Source organism: Pedobacter sp. Leaf194 (assembly GCF_001423945.1).
GTDB lineage: Bacteria > Bacteroidota > Bacteroidia > Sphingobacteriales > Sphingobacteriaceae > Pedobacter.
The window spans coordinates 1-16,117 of sequence record NZ_LMPU01000003.1 but is presented as its reverse complement, the minus strand read 5'-3'; the positions used below and the strand labels follow the sequence as shown (position 1 = coordinate 16,117).

The 16,117-nt window shown below is 39.1% G+C and carries 13 protein-coding genes; 7 read left to right on the top strand and 6 right to left on the bottom strand.

Annotation, left to right across the window (positions count from 1 at the left end):
* Positions 1 to 44 precede the first annotated feature (44 nt).
* The gene (locus tag ASG14_RS06990; protein ID WP_056870361.1) at positions 45 to 755 is read right to left on the bottom strand and encodes a DUF3307 domain-containing protein; all 711 of its coding nucleotides are present in this window, start codon (positions 753 to 755) and stop codon (positions 45 to 47) included.
* Positions 755 to 1,366 (bottom strand): SatD family protein, encoded by a 612-nt coding sequence (locus tag ASG14_RS06985; protein WP_056870360.1) that lies wholly within the window; start codon positions 1,364 to 1,366, stop codon positions 755 to 757. Before ASG14_RS06985 ends, ASG14_RS06990 begins: the two co-directional genes overlap by 1 nt.
* 155 nt (positions 1,367 to 1,521) lie before the next feature.
* On the opposite strand from ASG14_RS06985, the gene ASG14_RS06980 reads away from it, so the two are divergent.
* From ASG14_RS06980 to pdeM, 4 genes are all read left to right on the top strand, one after another.
* Entirely contained in the window at positions 1,522 to 2,577 is a 1,056-nt protein-coding gene (locus tag ASG14_RS06980) for a ligase-associated DNA damage response exonuclease (RefSeq protein ID WP_056870359.1), read from the top strand.
* Positions 2,574 to 4,163: an ATP-dependent DNA ligase gene (locus ASG14_RS06975; protein ID WP_056870358.1), complete on the top strand. Its 1,590-nt coding sequence runs from the start codon at positions 2,574 to 2,576 to the stop codon at positions 4,161 to 4,163. The genes ASG14_RS06980 and ASG14_RS06975 overlap by 4 nt, the downstream gene beginning before the upstream one ends.
* Before the next feature lie 111 nt (positions 4,164 to 4,274).
* Complete coding sequence (locus ASG14_RS06970) at positions 4,275 to 6,752, top strand: ligase-associated DNA damage response DEXH box helicase (RefSeq protein ID WP_056870357.1); 2,478 nt, start codon at positions 4,275 to 4,277, stop codon at positions 6,750 to 6,752.
* A gap of 48 nt (positions 6,753 to 6,800) precedes the next feature.
* Complete coding sequence (gene pdeM, locus ASG14_RS06965) at positions 6,801 to 7,439, top strand: ligase-associated DNA damage response endonuclease PdeM (protein WP_056870356.1); 639 nt, start codon at positions 6,801 to 6,803, stop codon at positions 7,437 to 7,439.
* Here the strand turns inward: pdeM and trxA are convergent, their stop codons facing one another.
* The 4 genes from trxA to ASG14_RS06945 form a co-directional block, all read right to left on the bottom strand.
* Positions 7,440 to 7,736, bottom strand: coding sequence for a thioredoxin (gene trxA, locus ASG14_RS06960; RefSeq protein ID WP_056870355.1), 297 nt, complete (start codon positions 7,734 to 7,736; stop codon positions 7,440 to 7,442). It lies immediately after the preceding gene.
* A 95-nt stretch (positions 7,737 to 7,831) separates the two neighbouring features.
* On the bottom strand, positions 7,832 to 9,172 hold the full coding sequence (locus tag ASG14_RS06955) for a dihydrolipoamide acetyltransferase family protein (RefSeq protein ID WP_056870354.1): 1,341 nt from the start codon (positions 9,170 to 9,172) through the stop codon (positions 7,832 to 7,834).
* A 47-nt stretch (positions 9,173 to 9,219) separates the two neighbouring features.
* Positions 9,220 to 10,473, bottom strand: coding sequence for a competence/damage-inducible protein A (locus ASG14_RS06950; RefSeq protein WP_056870353.1), 1,254 nt, complete (start codon positions 10,471 to 10,473; stop codon positions 9,220 to 9,222).
* Position 10,474: 1 nt separating this feature from the next.
* The gene (locus ASG14_RS06945; protein ID WP_056870352.1) at positions 10,475 to 13,138 is read right to left on the bottom strand and encodes a putative LPS assembly protein LptD; all 2,664 of its coding nucleotides are present in this window, start codon (positions 13,136 to 13,138) and stop codon (positions 10,475 to 10,477) included.
* 74 nt (positions 13,139 to 13,212) lie between these two features.
* Between ASG14_RS06945 and ASG14_RS06940 the strand changes: the two genes are divergently transcribed.
* From ASG14_RS06940 to ASG14_RS06930, 3 genes are all read left to right on the top strand, one after another.
* Positions 13,213 to 14,076, top strand: coding sequence for an N-acetylmuramoyl-L-alanine amidase (locus tag ASG14_RS06940; RefSeq protein WP_056870398.1), 864 nt, complete (start codon positions 13,213 to 13,215; stop codon positions 14,074 to 14,076).
* A 10-nt stretch (positions 14,077 to 14,086) separates the two neighbouring features.
* Positions 14,087 to 14,860, top strand: a complete 774-nt coding sequence (locus tag ASG14_RS06935) for an N-acetylmuramoyl-L-alanine amidase (protein ID WP_056870351.1) — start codon at positions 14,087 to 14,089, stop codon at positions 14,858 to 14,860.
* Between the two features lie 174 nt (positions 14,861 to 15,034).
* A complete protein-coding gene (locus ASG14_RS06930; protein WP_056870350.1) occupies positions 15,035 to 15,988 on the top strand; it encodes an MlaD family protein in 954 nt (317 codons plus the stop codon).
* Positions 15,989 to 16,117: the final 129 nt, after the last annotated feature.

Genomic DNA, 16,117 nt, shown 5'->3' with positions numbered 1-16,117 from the left:
CTATTAGCGTCTGTTTAGCATATTGCCCTATAGACAACGAAAGGTTACTTAATTAAGCCCGAAACCATTAAAGAAACCACAATAGCAATTCCAAAGCTGAGCAGGGTTCCAATGAGCACGTATTCGGTTAACTTTAAATCTTGCGCCTCTTTCAAATCGCCGAATCGAAAAATAGATTTAGCTGCCAATAGAAATCCTACCGCTTCAAAATGATTGGTCAGGATGAAAACAAATATTAAAACCCGTTCTAAAATTCCAATGTATTTCCCGGCGTTTTGCAGTGATTTCGGACTTTCATCATCACTTTCCGGTAGCCATTTAGCAATAATTACTTTCATAATAATTGATGTTGGAATTGTTAAAAACAACAGTCCGGATATCAAGATCCAATATTTAGCTTCATTTATAAAACTGATGTTTAGGTAGCCCTGGTAAAAAATATGCCATACCAAAACAATTGAACTGAAATGTAAAATCTGGTCGACAAAGAACAATATCCTTGCGTTCTTCTTCGTTTGAAGTACCGATTTCAATGCATCAATAACAAAATGCAGCACACCAATTGTTAAGGCTGTTTTCCATACTTCGAAACTCATGAAAATAATAAAAATTAAAACCACATGTACCAGAACATGCAGGTACAATTTCACAGATTTCAGTTTATTTTTTGCCTTATCCTTAACCCATGAGTCGGGCTGAAGAAAGAAATCTCCAATTAAATGTGCAATAAGTATTTTGATTAAATAGATTTCCATTATTTCGAAAGCATTTGAGTTAATTTTTTACGGTAAAGTTTATCCATTTCCATTAATTCGGAAAAATGAGCACGTTTTAAAGCTTCGCTAACCGATGATTGTGTTCTTCCGGAAAGCAATGCAAGCTCATTTTGAAGAATGTTTTCGTTTTCTAAAGCCAGTTTTACCATTTCAGCCGCAACCACACCCCAGCTATCCATCGAAATTAACGATAACTTAATTAATACATTAATTTCTTCATCAAAATCCGGGAAATCGGTTTTGATTGCTAAATTAACTTTAGCCTGCTTCAGGCTATCAAAAGCACCACCAGAGTTTATAAAAGCATCTCCGCTAGATTCCGACAATTTTTTTCGTTTGTTTTTCAAATCGCCAATACCAATGCCCATTCTTACATCTGCAGGTTTATTTATCCGGATACAAGCTTTTAAATATGCAGCTGTTTTAATTGCATTTTCTGGCGCCACTTCTAATTGAAAGCTGTCGCCCCTATAAATTTCCCATTTGTTATTCTGGTCTGAAGCAAATTTTAAAGCGTTTTTCAGGCTTGTTAGCCAGCTATCTTTAATCTTCCTTGAACCTACGATATCACCTGTTATAATGCCAATCATGCTACAATATAAGATTTAATTAGCAAAATCAAAAAATATTATCGGGCAATTAGCCGATAATTCAATTTATCGGGTAATTAGCCGATATTTAAGATTATCGTGTAATTACCCGATATTACCGTAAAACTTAAACCTAAGTTTATTGTTTACTACTCATGGCATTAATCGAATTTACTAAAAGAGGCATTTACTGTAAGCAAGGCGATTTCTATGTGGACCCATGGTGGCCTGTGGATTATGCGGTAACCACACATGGACATAGCGACCATGTACGCTTTGGTAATAAACATTATCTCTGCCATACTTTAACAAAACCAATAATTAAACGCCGTATTAGCGAGGATTTAGATGTTGAAACATTAAATTATGGCGAAAGTATTGTTCGTAATGGCGTAAACATTTCATTTTATCCGGCTGGCCACATCATCGGTTCAGCACAGGTAAGGCTGGAATATAAAGGCGAAGTGTGCGTTATCTCTGGCGATTACAAAACAGAAGATGATGGTATTAGTGATGTTTTCGAGCCTGTAAAATGCCATTCATTCGTATCAGAAAGCACCTTTGGCTTGCCTGTGTATAAATGGCAAAAGCAGGATATCGTTTTCGATAAAATTAAAAGCTGGGTTAACGATAACATTCCACAACAAAAAACGAGCGTGCTAATTGCCTATAGTTTGGGTAAAGCACAACGCTTGATTAAAAATCTTGCCGGCGATGTTCCAATTTACGTGCACAATAGCATTGCCAACCTAAATGAGGTAATTATAAATGCCGGAGTAAAGCTACCCGAAGCCATCAGGATTACCCCGGAAACCACTAAGGATGAACTGCAAAAAGGAATTGTAATTGTGCCACCAGCTATGCGTGATAGTCGTTGGATTAAAAATTTATCGCATCCGGTAACGGGAATTTGTTCTGGTTGGATGCAGGTTAGGGCACACCGCCGCTGGCAAAGCGCCGATGCAGGCTTTGCCTTAAGCGACCATGCCGACTGGACAGGATTAATGGATGCTATAACCGCAACTGGTGCCCAAAAAGTATATGTTACACACGGCTTTACGGCCGCATTTAGTCGTTTTCTAAATGATGAAGGCATAGAGTCGGAAGAAGTAATGACTAAGTTTGGGCAGGAAGACGATGAAGAAAATAAAGTGGATTTAGCAGATACTGAAACCAATAATTCTGAAACCAAAAATCAAAAATCAGAATGAAACGTTTCGCCAAATTAATCCAGCAGCTCGAACTGAGTAACAAAACAAACGATAAAATTGCGGCTTTGGTTGATTATTTCAACTTTGCTGACGATAGAGATAAGATTTGGGTAGTTGCCTTGTTTACCGGTAAAAAGCCCCGCCGGCCAATAAAATCAGCGCTGATAAAATATTGGGCAATCGAGATTACGCAAACGCCCGAATGGTTATTTTCGGAAAGCTATTCTAATGTTGGCGATTTAAGTGAAACCATTGCATTACTCCTGCCGCCTGCCGAAAATACTTCCGATTTACAATTACACCAATGGATTGAGGACTTACATCACTTAGAGGGCAAAGACGATGAAACCAAAAAGAGCTTCATCTTAAACGCATGGAACACACTAGAAACTCAGGAAAGGTTCATTTTCAATAAATTGATTTCAGGAAATTTCCGGATTGGGGTTTCTAATAAAATGCTTGTAAACGCTTTGGCTAAACAAAGCAGTTTGGATAGTGCGCAGATAATGCACAGCATTATGGGTAAATGGAATCCCTACGAAATCACCTTTAATGAACTGATTAACGGAATACACGTAAACACAGATAACTCATGGCCCTACCCTTTTTGCCTTGCGTATGCATTGGAAAACGAACCGGAGACATTAGGCGATATTGCAGATTGGCAGGCAGAATGGAAATGGGATGGCATCCGCGGACAAATCGTTAAACGTAACGGAGAACTGTTTATCTGGAGCCGGGGCGAAGAGTTGGTGACTGATCAATTCCCAGAACTTCACTTTTTGAGCGAAGTTTTACCTGATGGGATTGTTCTAGATGGCGAAATATTAGCCGTTCAGGATAAGCAGGTTCTATCTTTCAGTACCTTGCAGCAACGCTTAAACCGAAAATCTATAAGCAAAAAACAGTTGGAAGATGCGCCAATTGGTTTCTTTGTTTACGATATTTTAGAATTCGAGACTGAAGATATCAGGGAAAAACCTTTGAGTGAGCGACGTAAAATATTAGAGCCGACGATAGGCGGCCTAGAGGAAAGCCCGGTAATTTTATCGCCGATTATAAATTGTAACACCTGGGCAGAACTGGCTGAATTAAGGCAAACATCGCGTTCGATAAACAGCGAGGGCATAATGCTCAAAAAAATGAGTTCGCATTACCACAGCGGGCGTAAACGAGGCGATTGGTGGAAATGGAAAATTAATCCTTATACGGTTGATGCCGTAATGATTTACGCCCAAAAAGGTAGTGGCAGGAGAGCGAATTTCTTTACCGACTATACTTTTGCAGTTCGCGATGGCGAAAATTTAGTTACCATTGCAAAAGCATATTCTGGTTTAACGGATAAGGAGATCAAAGAGGTTAACTCATTCGTAACTAAAAATGCCATCGAAAAATTTGGCCCGGTTAGAACCGTAAAACCCGAACTTGTTTTCGAAATTGCTTTTGAAGGAATCGCGGAAAGTAAACGCCACAAAGCAGGATTGGCGCTTCGCTTTCCGAGAATTTTACGCTGGCGAAAAGATAAAAAGGCTGCCGAAATTAATACATTGGAAGATTTGAGGCAATTGCTCGCATCAACATTATAAACACTACATAAGTCGAAGCTCAAAGCAAAGCTAAAGCTCGTGTGTAGAATTTTGATTTTTAAACCCCGAATTACTATAATAAATTAGCCGTCAGGCAAATGAGTTTAAAACATGGACCAAACAAAAACCAAAGGCTACAAAAAAATTAAGCAATGGCTTAAAGCCAATGGTCGCAAGCCGTTCAAATTCCAAGAAGATGCCTGGCAAAACTACCTTAACGGTTACAGCGGATTGGTAAATGCACCAACAGGCTTCGGGAAAACATTTTCTTTGTTTCTGGCAGTTGCCATTGAGGCCATAAATGCATCCGAGGCGAGTAATAAAAAAGCGAAAGACCGCTTGCAGCTAATCTGGATTACGCCACTCCGCTCACTTGCAAAAGACATTGCCAGGGCCATGCGGGAAACACTTACCGAACTGGAACTTGATTGGCATGTGGGTGTGAGAAACGGAGATACTTCTCAAGCTGAAAAAGTACAGCAAAAGAAATCGATGCCTGAAATTTTACTGATTACTCCCGAAAGTTTGCATCTTTTACTTGCCCAAAAAGGTTCATCAACATTGTTTAAAAATTTAAAATGTGTGGTTGCCGATGAGTGGCATGAACTTTTAGGTAGTAAACGCGGCGTTTTGGTCGAGCTTGCAATTTCCAGGATTAAGGGTTTGCAAAAAACTGAAAAAAATCAATTCCTACGTGTTTGGGGAATTTCGGCTACTATTGGAAATATTGAGGAAGCGCTTGATGTTCTTGAACCAGATTTTAACGCTCGGCGAATTATTATAAAGGCAGACCTGGAAAAGAAAATCGTCATCAAATCTATCCTACCCGATGATATTGAAACTTTACCCTGGGCCGGGCATTTGGGATTGAAACTAGCCTATAAATTGCTGCCAATTATTGAGAAAAGTAAGACGACCTTAATATTTATTAATACCCGTGGCCAGTCAGAAATGTGGTATCAGCATCTGCTTAATCTAGATCCCGAACTTGCCGGCAGGATTGCAATTCATCATGGGTCGATAGACTTTGAATTGCGCAATTGGATTGAAGATGCCTTGCATACGGGGCAGTTAAAGGCTGTAATTGCTACTTCATCCTTAGATTTGGGGGTAGATTTCAAACCTGTTGATACCGTTGTACAAGTAGGTTCGCCAAAAGGTGTAGCCAGGTTTTTACAGCGTGCAGGGCGTTCCGGCCACTCACCACATGAGGTATCAAAAATATATTTTTTGCCAACGCACGCTTTAGAGCTTGTAGAGGCAGCAGCAATAAAAGAGGCCGCCAAAACAAATAATATCGAAAGCAGAGAACCTTTTATTATGGTGTTTGATACACTTGTCCAATACTTGGTAACGCTGGCCATTGGCGACGGCTTCGACGACAAAATCATCTACGAAGAAATCAAAAACACACATGCTTTTAAATTAATTTTACCTGAAGAGTGGACCTGGGTTATGCAGTTTATTACTTCTGGCGGCGACAGTTTAGGCGCTTACAACGAATTTAAAAAAGTAACAAAAGATGAAGATGGGTTGTGGAAAGTAAAAAGCCGGCAACTCGCCATGCGCCACCGTTTACATATCGGCACTATTGTTAGCGACGCAATGCTGAAGGTGAAATTCCTGTCTGGCGGCTACATCGGCATGGTAGAAGAATACTTTGTTACCCGTTTAAAAGCAGGTGATAATTTCCGTTTGGCTGGCAGGGTTTTGGAATTTGTTCACGTTAAGGATATGACTGTAATTGTTCGCGTGAGCAAGCAGAAAAATGCAATTTCGCCGAGTTGGAATGGTGGCCGCCTGCCATTATCTTCTAACTTGGGTTCGGTACTGCGTAAAAAATATAATGAAGCTTTAGATAAAACCCATCAGGATGAAGAGCTGGATTCTGTTTACCCTCTGTTTCTCCTGCAAGAAGAACGTTCCCATGTACCCAGAAACGATGAATTATTAATTGAATTGATCAATAATAAAGAAGGTTTTCACCTTTTTGCCTACCCTTTTGAAGGGCGCCTGGTGCACGAGGTTTTAGCTGCATTGGTTGCATTTCGATTGAGTAAACTTTTACCAATTAGTTTTTCTATCGCCATGAACGACTATGGTTTCGAATTGCTTAGCGACACTGAAATTCCGATGGATGAATCCATTGCCTATGAGGTTTTCTCGCCAAAAAATCTCACGGAAGATATTACGCTAAGTATTAACTCTACAGAGATGGCCCGAAGAAAATTTCGGGATATTGCGTGTATTTCTGGTTTGGTTTTTCAGGGTTATCCCGGAAAATATGTTGCAAATAAGCATCTGCAGTCATCTGCAGGTTTGTTTTTTAATGTTTTTAGTGATTACGACAAACATAATTTACTTTTGCGGCAAGCTTACGATGAAGTGTTTTACCAACAACTGGAAGAACCCAGATTGGCTACAGCTTTGGAGCGGATTCAAAATGGTGCGGTAATTATTACTAACCCTAAGAGTTTTACGCCGTTGTCTTTTCCGATTAAGGTTGATAGCTTGAGGGAAAACATGAGTTCGGAAGAGCTCGAGCAACGAATCACGAGAATGAAAGCCGAATCGGAGAAAGTTAAATAAATAATCCTATCCATAGAATGGACGGATTGCATGTAAATAAACTGGTTAATGACGATTACAAGCCACGGGGAAGAACTGATTTTAGACAAGGAAAGGGCTTTATACCTACCAAAACATCAATTATTAGCAATTAGCGATCTGCATTTGGGTAAATCTGCCCATTTCCGTTCAGCAGGCGTTCAGGTGCCTTCTACAATTGCACAAAACGATTTACAACGCCTAACCCTACTTATCGAAAAATACAAGCCACAAACCTTGTTAATCAATGGCGACATGTTTCATCATGGCCTAAATACCGACATTGATGAATTTGGGTCCTGGAGAAGGCAGTTTAATGAATTGAAATTATTATTGGTAAAAGGGAATCACGATCGGCTGGCAAATGCAGATTACAGTTCAATGCAAATTGAAATCCACGAACCAAGTTTCTGTCTTGGCCCATTCTGCTTCATTCATGATGCGCCGAAATGTACAGAAGAAGAACTATATCCGATAAGTGGCCACATTCATCCTGGCGTTACAATTGTGGGCAAGGCAAAGCAGCGTTTAAAGTTTCCTTGCTTCTATTTTGGAAAAGAGTACGCAGTTTTACCCGCGTTTAGTACGTTTACTGGCTTGTACAATATATATCCTAAAACAAACGAACACATCTTTGCGGTAACGCCTAACAATGTTTTGCAAGTTTAATTAGGCGTGCGAATCGATGATTTGTTTCAGCTGGGCTGCTTGTAAAACACCGCTTTGGCGCCAAACTTGTTTGCCTTGCTTAAACAACATTAAAGTTGGCACACTTTGAACGCTGTAGGCCGATGCGGCAGCCTGATTTTTATCAATATCCACTTTGATAATGGAGACCGTATCGCCAACCTGCGATTTCAGTTGTTCCAAAATTGGCTTCATCATTTTACAGGGGCCACACCACTCTGCGAAAAAATCTACTAAAACAGGTTTCTCACCGTTTATTAATTCAGAAAACTTAGCCATGATTTATATTTCTTTAGAAACAGATTGCAAGCGTTATGGTTTTAAAAAAGGAAGTCAGGCTTTGTAGAACCTGACTTCACGTATTTAATAAATATCTAAATTTCTCTGTTAAAATCCCAGTTTTCCAGGTAATCTGCCACTCTGCGAACAAACATTCCACCCAACGAGCCATCAACTACCCTATGGTCGTAAGATAAGGACAGGAACATCATGTGGCGGATTGCGATTACATCTCCATGTTCAGTTTCTAAAACTGCAGGCTTCTTTTTAATTGAGCCAACAGCCAGAATAGCAACTTGTGGCTGGTTAATAATTGGTGTTCCCATTACGTTCCCGAACGAGCCAACGTTTGTTAATGTAAAAGTGCCGCCTTGTGTTTCGTCTGGTTTAAGTTTAGAGGTACGTGCTCTAACCGCTAAATCGTTGACAGCTTTAGTTAAACCAACCAGATTAAGCTGATCTGCATTCTTTATAACTGGAACAATTAGGTTACCACTTGGTAAAGCAGCAGCCATACCAATATTAATGTCGCGTTTCTTAATAATTTGTGTTCCATTAACGGACACATTAATCATCGGGAAATCTTTAATTGCTTTCGCAACCGCTTCAACAAAAATTGGTGTAAAAGTGATTTTCTCATTTTCGCGTTTTTCGAAGGTGTTTTTTACCTTGTTGCGCCATAAAACCATATTCGTCACGTCAGCCTCTACAAAAGAGGTTACATGCGGAGAAGTGGTTTTACTCATCACCATGTGGTCGGCGATAAGCTTACGCATTCTGTCCATCTCAATAATTTCATCACCACCAGAAACTGATGTGGTAGATGTTTTACTCGGCACTGCAGCTGGTGCGGGCGAAGTCTTTACTTCTGCAACCGGTTGTTGTTGAGGTGTCGCTTCTGCTGGGGCAGCATTTATCTTGTTGCCAGTTCTATTTGCAATGTAACTCAGTAAATCGTCTTTATTTAAACGACCATCTGCACCCGAACCCTTGATGGAATCAAGCTCCTGGACAGAAATATTTTCTTGTGATGCAATGCTTTTAACTAATGGAGAATAAAAACGGTCGGTTGAGCTAAAATCTGCTTGTACTTCAGCCGGTTTTTCTTCAGGAAGTTGTTCCAGACCTGGTATTGTCTCCTCTTTCCCCTCCGTAACGGCAGCTGCAGGTTCTTTTTCTTCGGGAGAAGCTTTACTTTCGGTTTCAATAATTGCGATTACATCTCCAACCTGTGCTACCTCATCAGCAGCGAATAACTGCTTTACCAATTTACCCGCAACAGGAGATGGAACTTCAGAATCGACTTTATCGGTTGCGATTTCCAACACGGTGTCATCTAAATCAATAGTGTCTCCAATTTGTTTAACCCATTTAATTACGGTTGCTTCAGCAACACTTTCACCCATTTTTGGTAACAATAATTCGTATTGAGCCATATTAAATTACAGTATTATATATTGGTATAGCGACAAAAATACAGTTTTTATTCTTTGTGTTGGTCTTCTTTTAGTAGATTTAATAACATCACCAAAGCGGAAACGGCAGATCTTTCAATGTTTTGAATGCGTTTGTTGCTGAAATTAAACACTTTAGCTAAACTTTTATTTTTAGAGGCAATGGCAATCCAAACAGTGCCTACCGGCTTATCTCCTGTTCCGCCATCCGGTCCTGCAATACCGCTTACCGCGATTGCATAATCAGTTTTAAAATGCAGGATAGCACCTTCTGCCATCTCAAGAACGGTTTCTTCGCTAACTGCACCGAATGTGTTAAGTGTGCTTATCTTTACCCCTAAAATGGATTCTTTCAGTTCATAAGCGTAAGCGACTGCCCCGCCCCAGTAAACCGACGAACAACCGGGATGCTGCGTAATCAGGTGCGCAATATAGCCACCGGTACAACTTTCGGCTGTAGATAAGGTTAATCCTTTTTCTTTCATCAGATTCAAAACCGCTTTTTCAAGTGGAATATCATCATCAACAACAACGAACTTTTTAATTTTTTCGATAATAAGCTTTGCGGCATTATCTACTTCATTTTTTAGCAAGGCCTCATTTTCGCCGGTAGCCGAAAGGCGTAAGCGTACCTGGCCCAATTTTGGCAAGTAAGCAAGTTTTATGTGCCGTGGTAAACCATCTTCAATTTCTTCGATCTCTTTGGCTAAAAAAGACTCTCCAATATTTGCTGTAAGAATGGTTTTATGAATAATGGAAGGCAATTTGAATTTCGCCTTTATTCTCGGCAAAATCTCGTCATCCATTAAATACATCATCTCGTAAGGAACACCAGGCATTGAAACGAAAATCTTTCCGTTCTGCTCAAACCACATACAAGGTGCAGTTCCATTTTTGTTTACAATTACTTCGCAACCATCGGGAACATCTGCCTGTTGCATATTTATATCGATTAACGGTCGCTTGTATTTTTCAAAAATTTGACGAACCATTTCCAAAGCCCCTTCATCTCTTCGAAAACCCATATTGAAATACTTCGCTAAAGTCTTTTTGGTAATGTCATCTTTGGTGGGCCCCAAACCACCCGTAATGAAAATGATATCTGCCCGTTTTTCTGCGTCGGCGAGGCTTTGTATAATGTGATCTTCATTATCAGAAACTGAGGTGATTTGCTTTACAGAAACACCGATAGCGTTAAGTTGCTTAGCCATCCAGGCTGAATTGGTATCTACGATTTGGCCAATGAGAATTTCATCACCAATGGTTATGATTTCGGCTAACATATTAATATCCTGTACTGTAAAACCCTTGTCTTTTACTCAATTTCAAATCCTGCAATATTGATGCTTTAACTTTTATAGTAACTGAATAACTCTTATAGGCACCATATGGAATCCAGTTCACACTCATATCCCAGCAATGTAAATCGCGATAAATTGCCAAAGTCATAGGCGTTAATCCTTGATTCTTAAAGTCATACCCAGAGTTGAAAGTAAACTTCCATTTTGGCGTTAAGTTAAAATCGCCATTGAAGTTTAATGTATTGGTAACGGTTTGAACGCCCAAAATGTTTGAATAATCGAATCTATAAGAAAATGCAAAGTTCCATGGGATGTTAAAGTCAACGAAAGCATTCGGATCGCGGTTAACTGCATTTAATTGCTCCGATTGTAATGGAGTCATTCCCTGCTTTTCAATCTGTTCTTTGGTTTTATCGTAGGCTGCATTTTTCTTTTTAAGAGCATCTGCATTGAAATTGTAATCAAAAGAGAAACCAATATTCTGTAACCTTGGAAGTACGCGTTTATCCTGCCAAAAATAACGGTCGATTTCTACTTTTGATCTGATTCCGTTGCTGATGGTATCCCGAAGTACGTACGGATTAAATGTTCCATTGTAGGAGATGCCCAACTTATCGGTGAATTGTGAACGACCACTAAAGCTAATGTCTGAAAGTTTTCGCCTTGTAGCTAAAAAATTGTATGACCCATTAAAAGTTAGACCCTGAATTATCGGAATTTTCCTTTCGCCAGTGCCTGTAGTGTCTTTTTTCGAACGAACTTTAAGTTCTGTCGTGTTATCTAATGTAAAACCTATCGCAGCCTGCCTGCCAGAAAAAGACCCCGGAAAAGCCATCCCTTCAAATATCGAGTATTTCAATGGATTGCCGGAAGCGTCTAATAAATTAACCTTTCTTCCGTTTGCGTCTGTTGCTTCGGCATACTTATAAACGCCGTTTGACGGGTCTGTAAAATCTGGCGAGTAGGTAAAGCTAACGGATGGTGTCATCACATGCCTCAACTGCTTTATGTTCCCTAGATTTTTGAATTCTTTGGTTTTACCATAAATTTTTGTCGACATGCTTGTTGATAGATTGTAACTTCCACCGCGTTTAAAACCACTAATGGTATCTAATCTCGATGTATACGAACCATCAGTAAATGCGGTGTATCTTTTCTGAATACTTTGAAAATTCCAAACTTCATTATAGGTTCCACCCATGCTAAAAGTTAAATATTTTAACAGCGTAAAGTTTATTCCAAGTGGAATTGTATGATTAAATCCTGTTTGCAGTTTTCTTAATCCGGCAGGTTTAAACAATATACTATCTACAGTATTGATGTTGTTATTTGCGATTAAGCTATAACCCACGGTAAGTTTCTGATACCATTTTTGCTCGCCGGTACGGTTTTTAGAATCGAACGGACTGATGGTAGACATGTTAAGGTTTAATGTTGGTAGCTGTAAGGCAATAGTTCCGGCACTAAAATCCTGCGTAGCACTCAACGCGGTACTGAAATTAAATAAACCACCCGCCAAAACTTTCGAATATGCAATACTACTGTTCGAACTGTTTTGCGCAATTGCTCGCTGATCATAAGTGGCGTTGGCGGCTGTTGCTTTATAATAAGAACTGGAGCTCAAATTAACACTCGCCGTAAATGTAGAACCCGGACTTGCATTTGGATTCTGACTATGATTCCAGCCAATCCTGAAGTTTTTACCAACGTCTTCTAATCCCTGTATACCGTTTCGCGTGCTTGCGTAATTGATATTTATACCGCCGTTAAACTTGTATCTTTTCGTATAATTACTTTGCAAAGAGCCTTCGTAAGAACCGTTGGTATAAATTGTACCCAGTAATTTGGCGTCCCAGTAATCGTTTAGGCCAAGGTAATATCCAAAATTTTGAAGGAAAAATCCTCTTGTAGCATCCTCACCTGGCGTGGGCAACATAATGCCCGAAGTTCGTTTGTTTTGTTTTGGAAAAAACGCAAAAGGTAAGGCAAAGGGCGTTGAAACATCCTCAATTTTCATGTAAACCGGACCGGTGATAATTGTTTTTTCTGTCGCGATACCTTTGCTAATCATTAACCCGAAATGCGGATGTGGCAAGTTACAGGTACTGTACATCATATTCTTGATATGCACCTCATCATCAGCCTGTTTTTTACTTTGTCCGCCGGAGAAAAATCCACCCTCTTGTTCAGAGAAAACACCAAAAACCTTTGCCCTGGTCGTTGCTGAATTATAGTAAAGTGAATCGGCCATGGCTGTGCCTTCAGCGCCAGATTTAAATATCGGTTTTCCAACGTATCGCTTCGATTTAGGGTCTGTTCTTCCGCTGGCGAAAATTATATTGTTTTTTTGGTCGTATCTAATGTAGTCTGCATCCAACTCAAAGTCGCCATAGGTAACCCGGGCATTACCATACATGTATATGATGCTTTTATCTTTACTCATTTTCACAGAGTCCCGGGCTTTGTACTCTACTTTTTTATCCAGGTCGCTGTTATTTTTAGTTATTACTTTAGAAGTATCCTTCTTGATTGTGTCTTGTTGAACCACCTGCTGCAATGAAAATGCCGAAAATGCGTTAGCTTTATTAACGTTGAGTGTTAATAAAATGACAGAAAATAGTAAAATAGAGTTGCTAAGAAGTTTCAAATTCGTATTTGAATGTTATTTTTGCACAAATGTTTAATCAAAAACGTTCAAAATTAGTGAAAAATATACCATTGATGTATCTTAAAAACCTTTTAACACTTATTATTTGTTTAGTACTATTCAATACAATTGATAATCAGGCAATTGCGCAGGAATATAAAATCAAAACAATTGTAATTGACGCCGGCCATGGCGGTAAAGATGGCGCTACCCATGGCGTATATTCCAGGGAAAAAGATGTTGCGTTAAAAACAGCGCTCAACCTCGGCAAAGCCTTACAAGATAGTATTAAGGATATTAAAATAATTTACACCCGGCAAAGCGATGTTTTTATTCCTCTTTACGAGCGAATAAACATTGCAAATAATGCCAAAGCAGATTTATTCATCTCCATACACTTAAATGATATGCCTGTTCGGGTATCAAGAGTGGTAGATTATTACAAAAAAGTAAAAGGAAGAAAGGTTCCTGTTTATAGAACAGTTACTTCAAAAAGTACATCAACCCGCGGAACAGAGACTTTTGTTTCTGGTATGGGCCGGATGGACGAACAGGACGAGGTTATCAAAAGGGAGAATGCTTCGATGTTTCTGGAGGATAATTACCAAAAGAACTATGAAGGTTTTATCGCCAATACTCCGGAAAATGATATCATGGTTTCGATAATGAAACAAACCAACAGAGACAGGAGTTTGAAGTTCGCATCGATGATTCAACAGGAATATATAAGTGCAGGCCGAATTAACAGAGGCGTGCAGGAAAAGAGTTTGGCCGTTTTGGCAAGGGCATCTATGCCGGCGGTGCTTACCGAAATTGGCTTTGTTAGTAATCCGGAAGAAGAAGATTACATGAATTCTCCAGAAGGACAAAACGAAATTGTAGGTGGCATTATCAGAGCAATAAAAAATTACAAACGCTTGGCAGAAACATCCTTCTAAAACATCCTAAATGAGTAGTAAGCTCTTAACAGTACTTTTTCTTGGTCTAATCTATAGTCACATAGCCTCAGCTCAAGGCTATAAAATAAAAACGATTGTTATTGATGCAGGGCATGGCGGCAGAAAACCGGGCGCCTCTGGTAGCTTTTCTACTGAAAAGGATATTTCATTAAAGGTGGCTTTAAAACTTGGTGCAAAGCTAAAAGACGAACTTCCTGATATTAAGGTGATTTATACCCGTACAAAGGATGTAGATGTGGATTTGTACCGAAGGGCGGAAATTGCCAACAATGCAAACGCAGATTTATTCATCTCTGTACATTGCAACTCAATGCCACCTGGAAACAAACACATAAAAGGAGTAGAAACTTTAGTGGCAGGTTCTCATCGATTGAAAGAACAGGATGCAGCCATCAGGGAAAATGCGGATATCAAGCTGGAAAAGAACTACAAGAGCAAGTATGATGGCTACGATCCAAATAACCCTGCCTCTTCCATCCTTTTGTCGCTATTAAAAAATGCCTTTCGCGATAAAAGTATTAAGTTTGCAAAATTAATTCAAAACAGCTACATCAGCAGAGATGAACGTTTAAGTCGCGGCGTTAAAGAGCAAGGCGTTTTAGTATTACAACGATGCGGCATGCCTGCAGTTTTAACCGAAGTAGGCTTTATCTCAAATAAGGATGAAGAAAGATATATCAATTCTGAAAAAGGGCAGAATGAAATTGCAGCATCCATTTTGGCAGCGATAAAAACCTACAAGAAAAATATAGAGGTTAATTAACTGGCATTATAAATGTAGACCATTTTAGAATTTTATAAAAAATACCAAACAAAACTAACGATGTAAACATTATGTAATCGTAATTACATATTTAACCGTCGAAAATAAACTATAGCGCTCTTGCAAGTATTAATTAGTAATTTTAGCACTTGTAGCCATTAAATAAAAACACTCATGAAGATTAAGAACGAAACCAAAGTAGGGATTTTAGCTGCATTTGCCATTGCTTTGTTAATTATTGGATACAACTTTTTAAAAGGAAATTCAATTTTCTCTAGTGAAACTACACTACTTGCCAGATATACCAGGGTTGATGGACTTACAGTTTCTAAGCCAGTTTTGATTAACGGTTACCAAATCGGAAGGGTAGCGAAACTCCAATTAGAGCCCGGAGGGACAATTCTGGCAACACTAAGCATCAATAGCAAATACGAAATTCCAGAAAATAGCATAGCAAGGCTGGAAGGTACCGACCTTCTTGGTAGCAAAGCGATCGTCATGTCTTTAGGTAATTCTAAAAAAATGGCCGAAGATGGTTTCACACTCAACGCAAATGTTGAGAAAGGTTTAATGGAGCAGGTGCAACCCGTTCAAAAGAAAGCAGAGCTAATCATCGGTAAAATGGACTCTATTTTAAGCAGCGTAAACTCTATACTTAATCCAAACTTCCAAAAAAATGTTGATAAAAGTTTCAATAGTATCGCCGGAACGTTAGCATCATTAGAAACCACTTCGAAAAAGGTTGACGGATTAGTAGGTTCTGAAAGTGCACGTATCGAAGCTATCTTTAAAAATGTTGAAGGAATTACAGCTAACCTAAATAACAATAACAAGAAAATCAGCGATATATTGACGAATATAAATACTGTGACAGATAAATTTGCTGCAGCGAATTTCAAAGAAACGCTCGATAACGCCAACAATGCGATAGCAGATTTGCAAAGCGTTATTTCAGGAATCAAAAGCGGTAAGGGAAGTTTAGGTTTATTATTGAATGATGATAAAATGTACAATAACTTAAATAGCGCTTCTAAAAACCTTGACGAGTTAATGATTGATTTGAAAGCCAATCCTAAGCGTTATGTTCATTTCTCTGTATTTGGAGGTGGCAATAAGAAAGATAAGTAATTGTTAATCGAATAATAAAATAGAAAGGCTTCTAAAAATGAAGTGCACCCGAAAAGTTAGACAAATTTAATTTAATTAATAATATGATGAGCTCGGTATTTAACCGGGCTCATTCCTTTTAGATTAAGT

What these genes read in the sequence shown, in the direction of transcription:
- ASG14_RS06940 (WP_056870398.1), top strand. Translation starts at nt 13,213, where the DNA reads ATGTATCTTAAAAACCTTTTAACACTTATTATTTGTTTAGTACTATTC.
- ASG14_RS06990 (WP_056870361.1), bottom strand. Translation starts at nt 755, where the DNA reads ATGGAAATCTATTTAATCAAAATACTTATTGCACATTTAATTGGAGAT.
- pdeM (WP_056870356.1), top strand. Translation starts at nt 6,801, where the DNA reads ATGACGATTACAAGCCACGGGGAAGAACTGATTTTAGACAAGGAAAGG.
- trxA (WP_056870355.1), bottom strand. Translation starts at nt 7,736, where the DNA reads ATGGCTAAGTTTTCTGAATTAATAAACGGTGAGAAACCTGTTTTAGTA.
- ASG14_RS06955 (WP_056870354.1), bottom strand. Translation starts at nt 9,172, where the DNA reads ATGGCTCAATACGAATTATTGTTACCAAAAATGGGTGAAAGTGTTGCT.
- ASG14_RS06935 (WP_056870351.1), top strand. Translation starts at nt 14,087, where the DNA reads ATGAGTAGTAAGCTCTTAACAGTACTTTTTCTTGGTCTAATCTATAGT.
- ASG14_RS06980 (WP_056870359.1), top strand. Translation starts at nt 1,522, where the DNA reads ATGGCATTAATCGAATTTACTAAAAGAGGCATTTACTGTAAGCAAGGC.
- ASG14_RS06975 (WP_056870358.1), top strand. Translation starts at nt 2,574, where the DNA reads ATGAAACGTTTCGCCAAATTAATCCAGCAGCTCGAACTGAGTAACAAA.
- ASG14_RS06985 (WP_056870360.1), bottom strand. Translation starts at nt 1,366, where the DNA reads ATGATTGGCATTATAACAGGTGATATCGTAGGTTCAAGGAAGATTAAA.
- ASG14_RS06930 (WP_056870350.1), top strand. Translation starts at nt 15,035, where the DNA reads ATGAAGATTAAGAACGAAACCAAAGTAGGGATTTTAGCTGCATTTGCC.
- ASG14_RS06970 (WP_056870357.1), top strand. Translation starts at nt 4,275, where the DNA reads ATGGACCAAACAAAAACCAAAGGCTACAAAAAAATTAAGCAATGGCTT.
- ASG14_RS06950 (WP_056870353.1), bottom strand. Translation starts at nt 10,473, where the DNA reads ATGTTAGCCGAAATCATAACCATTGGTGATGAAATTCTCATTGGCCAA.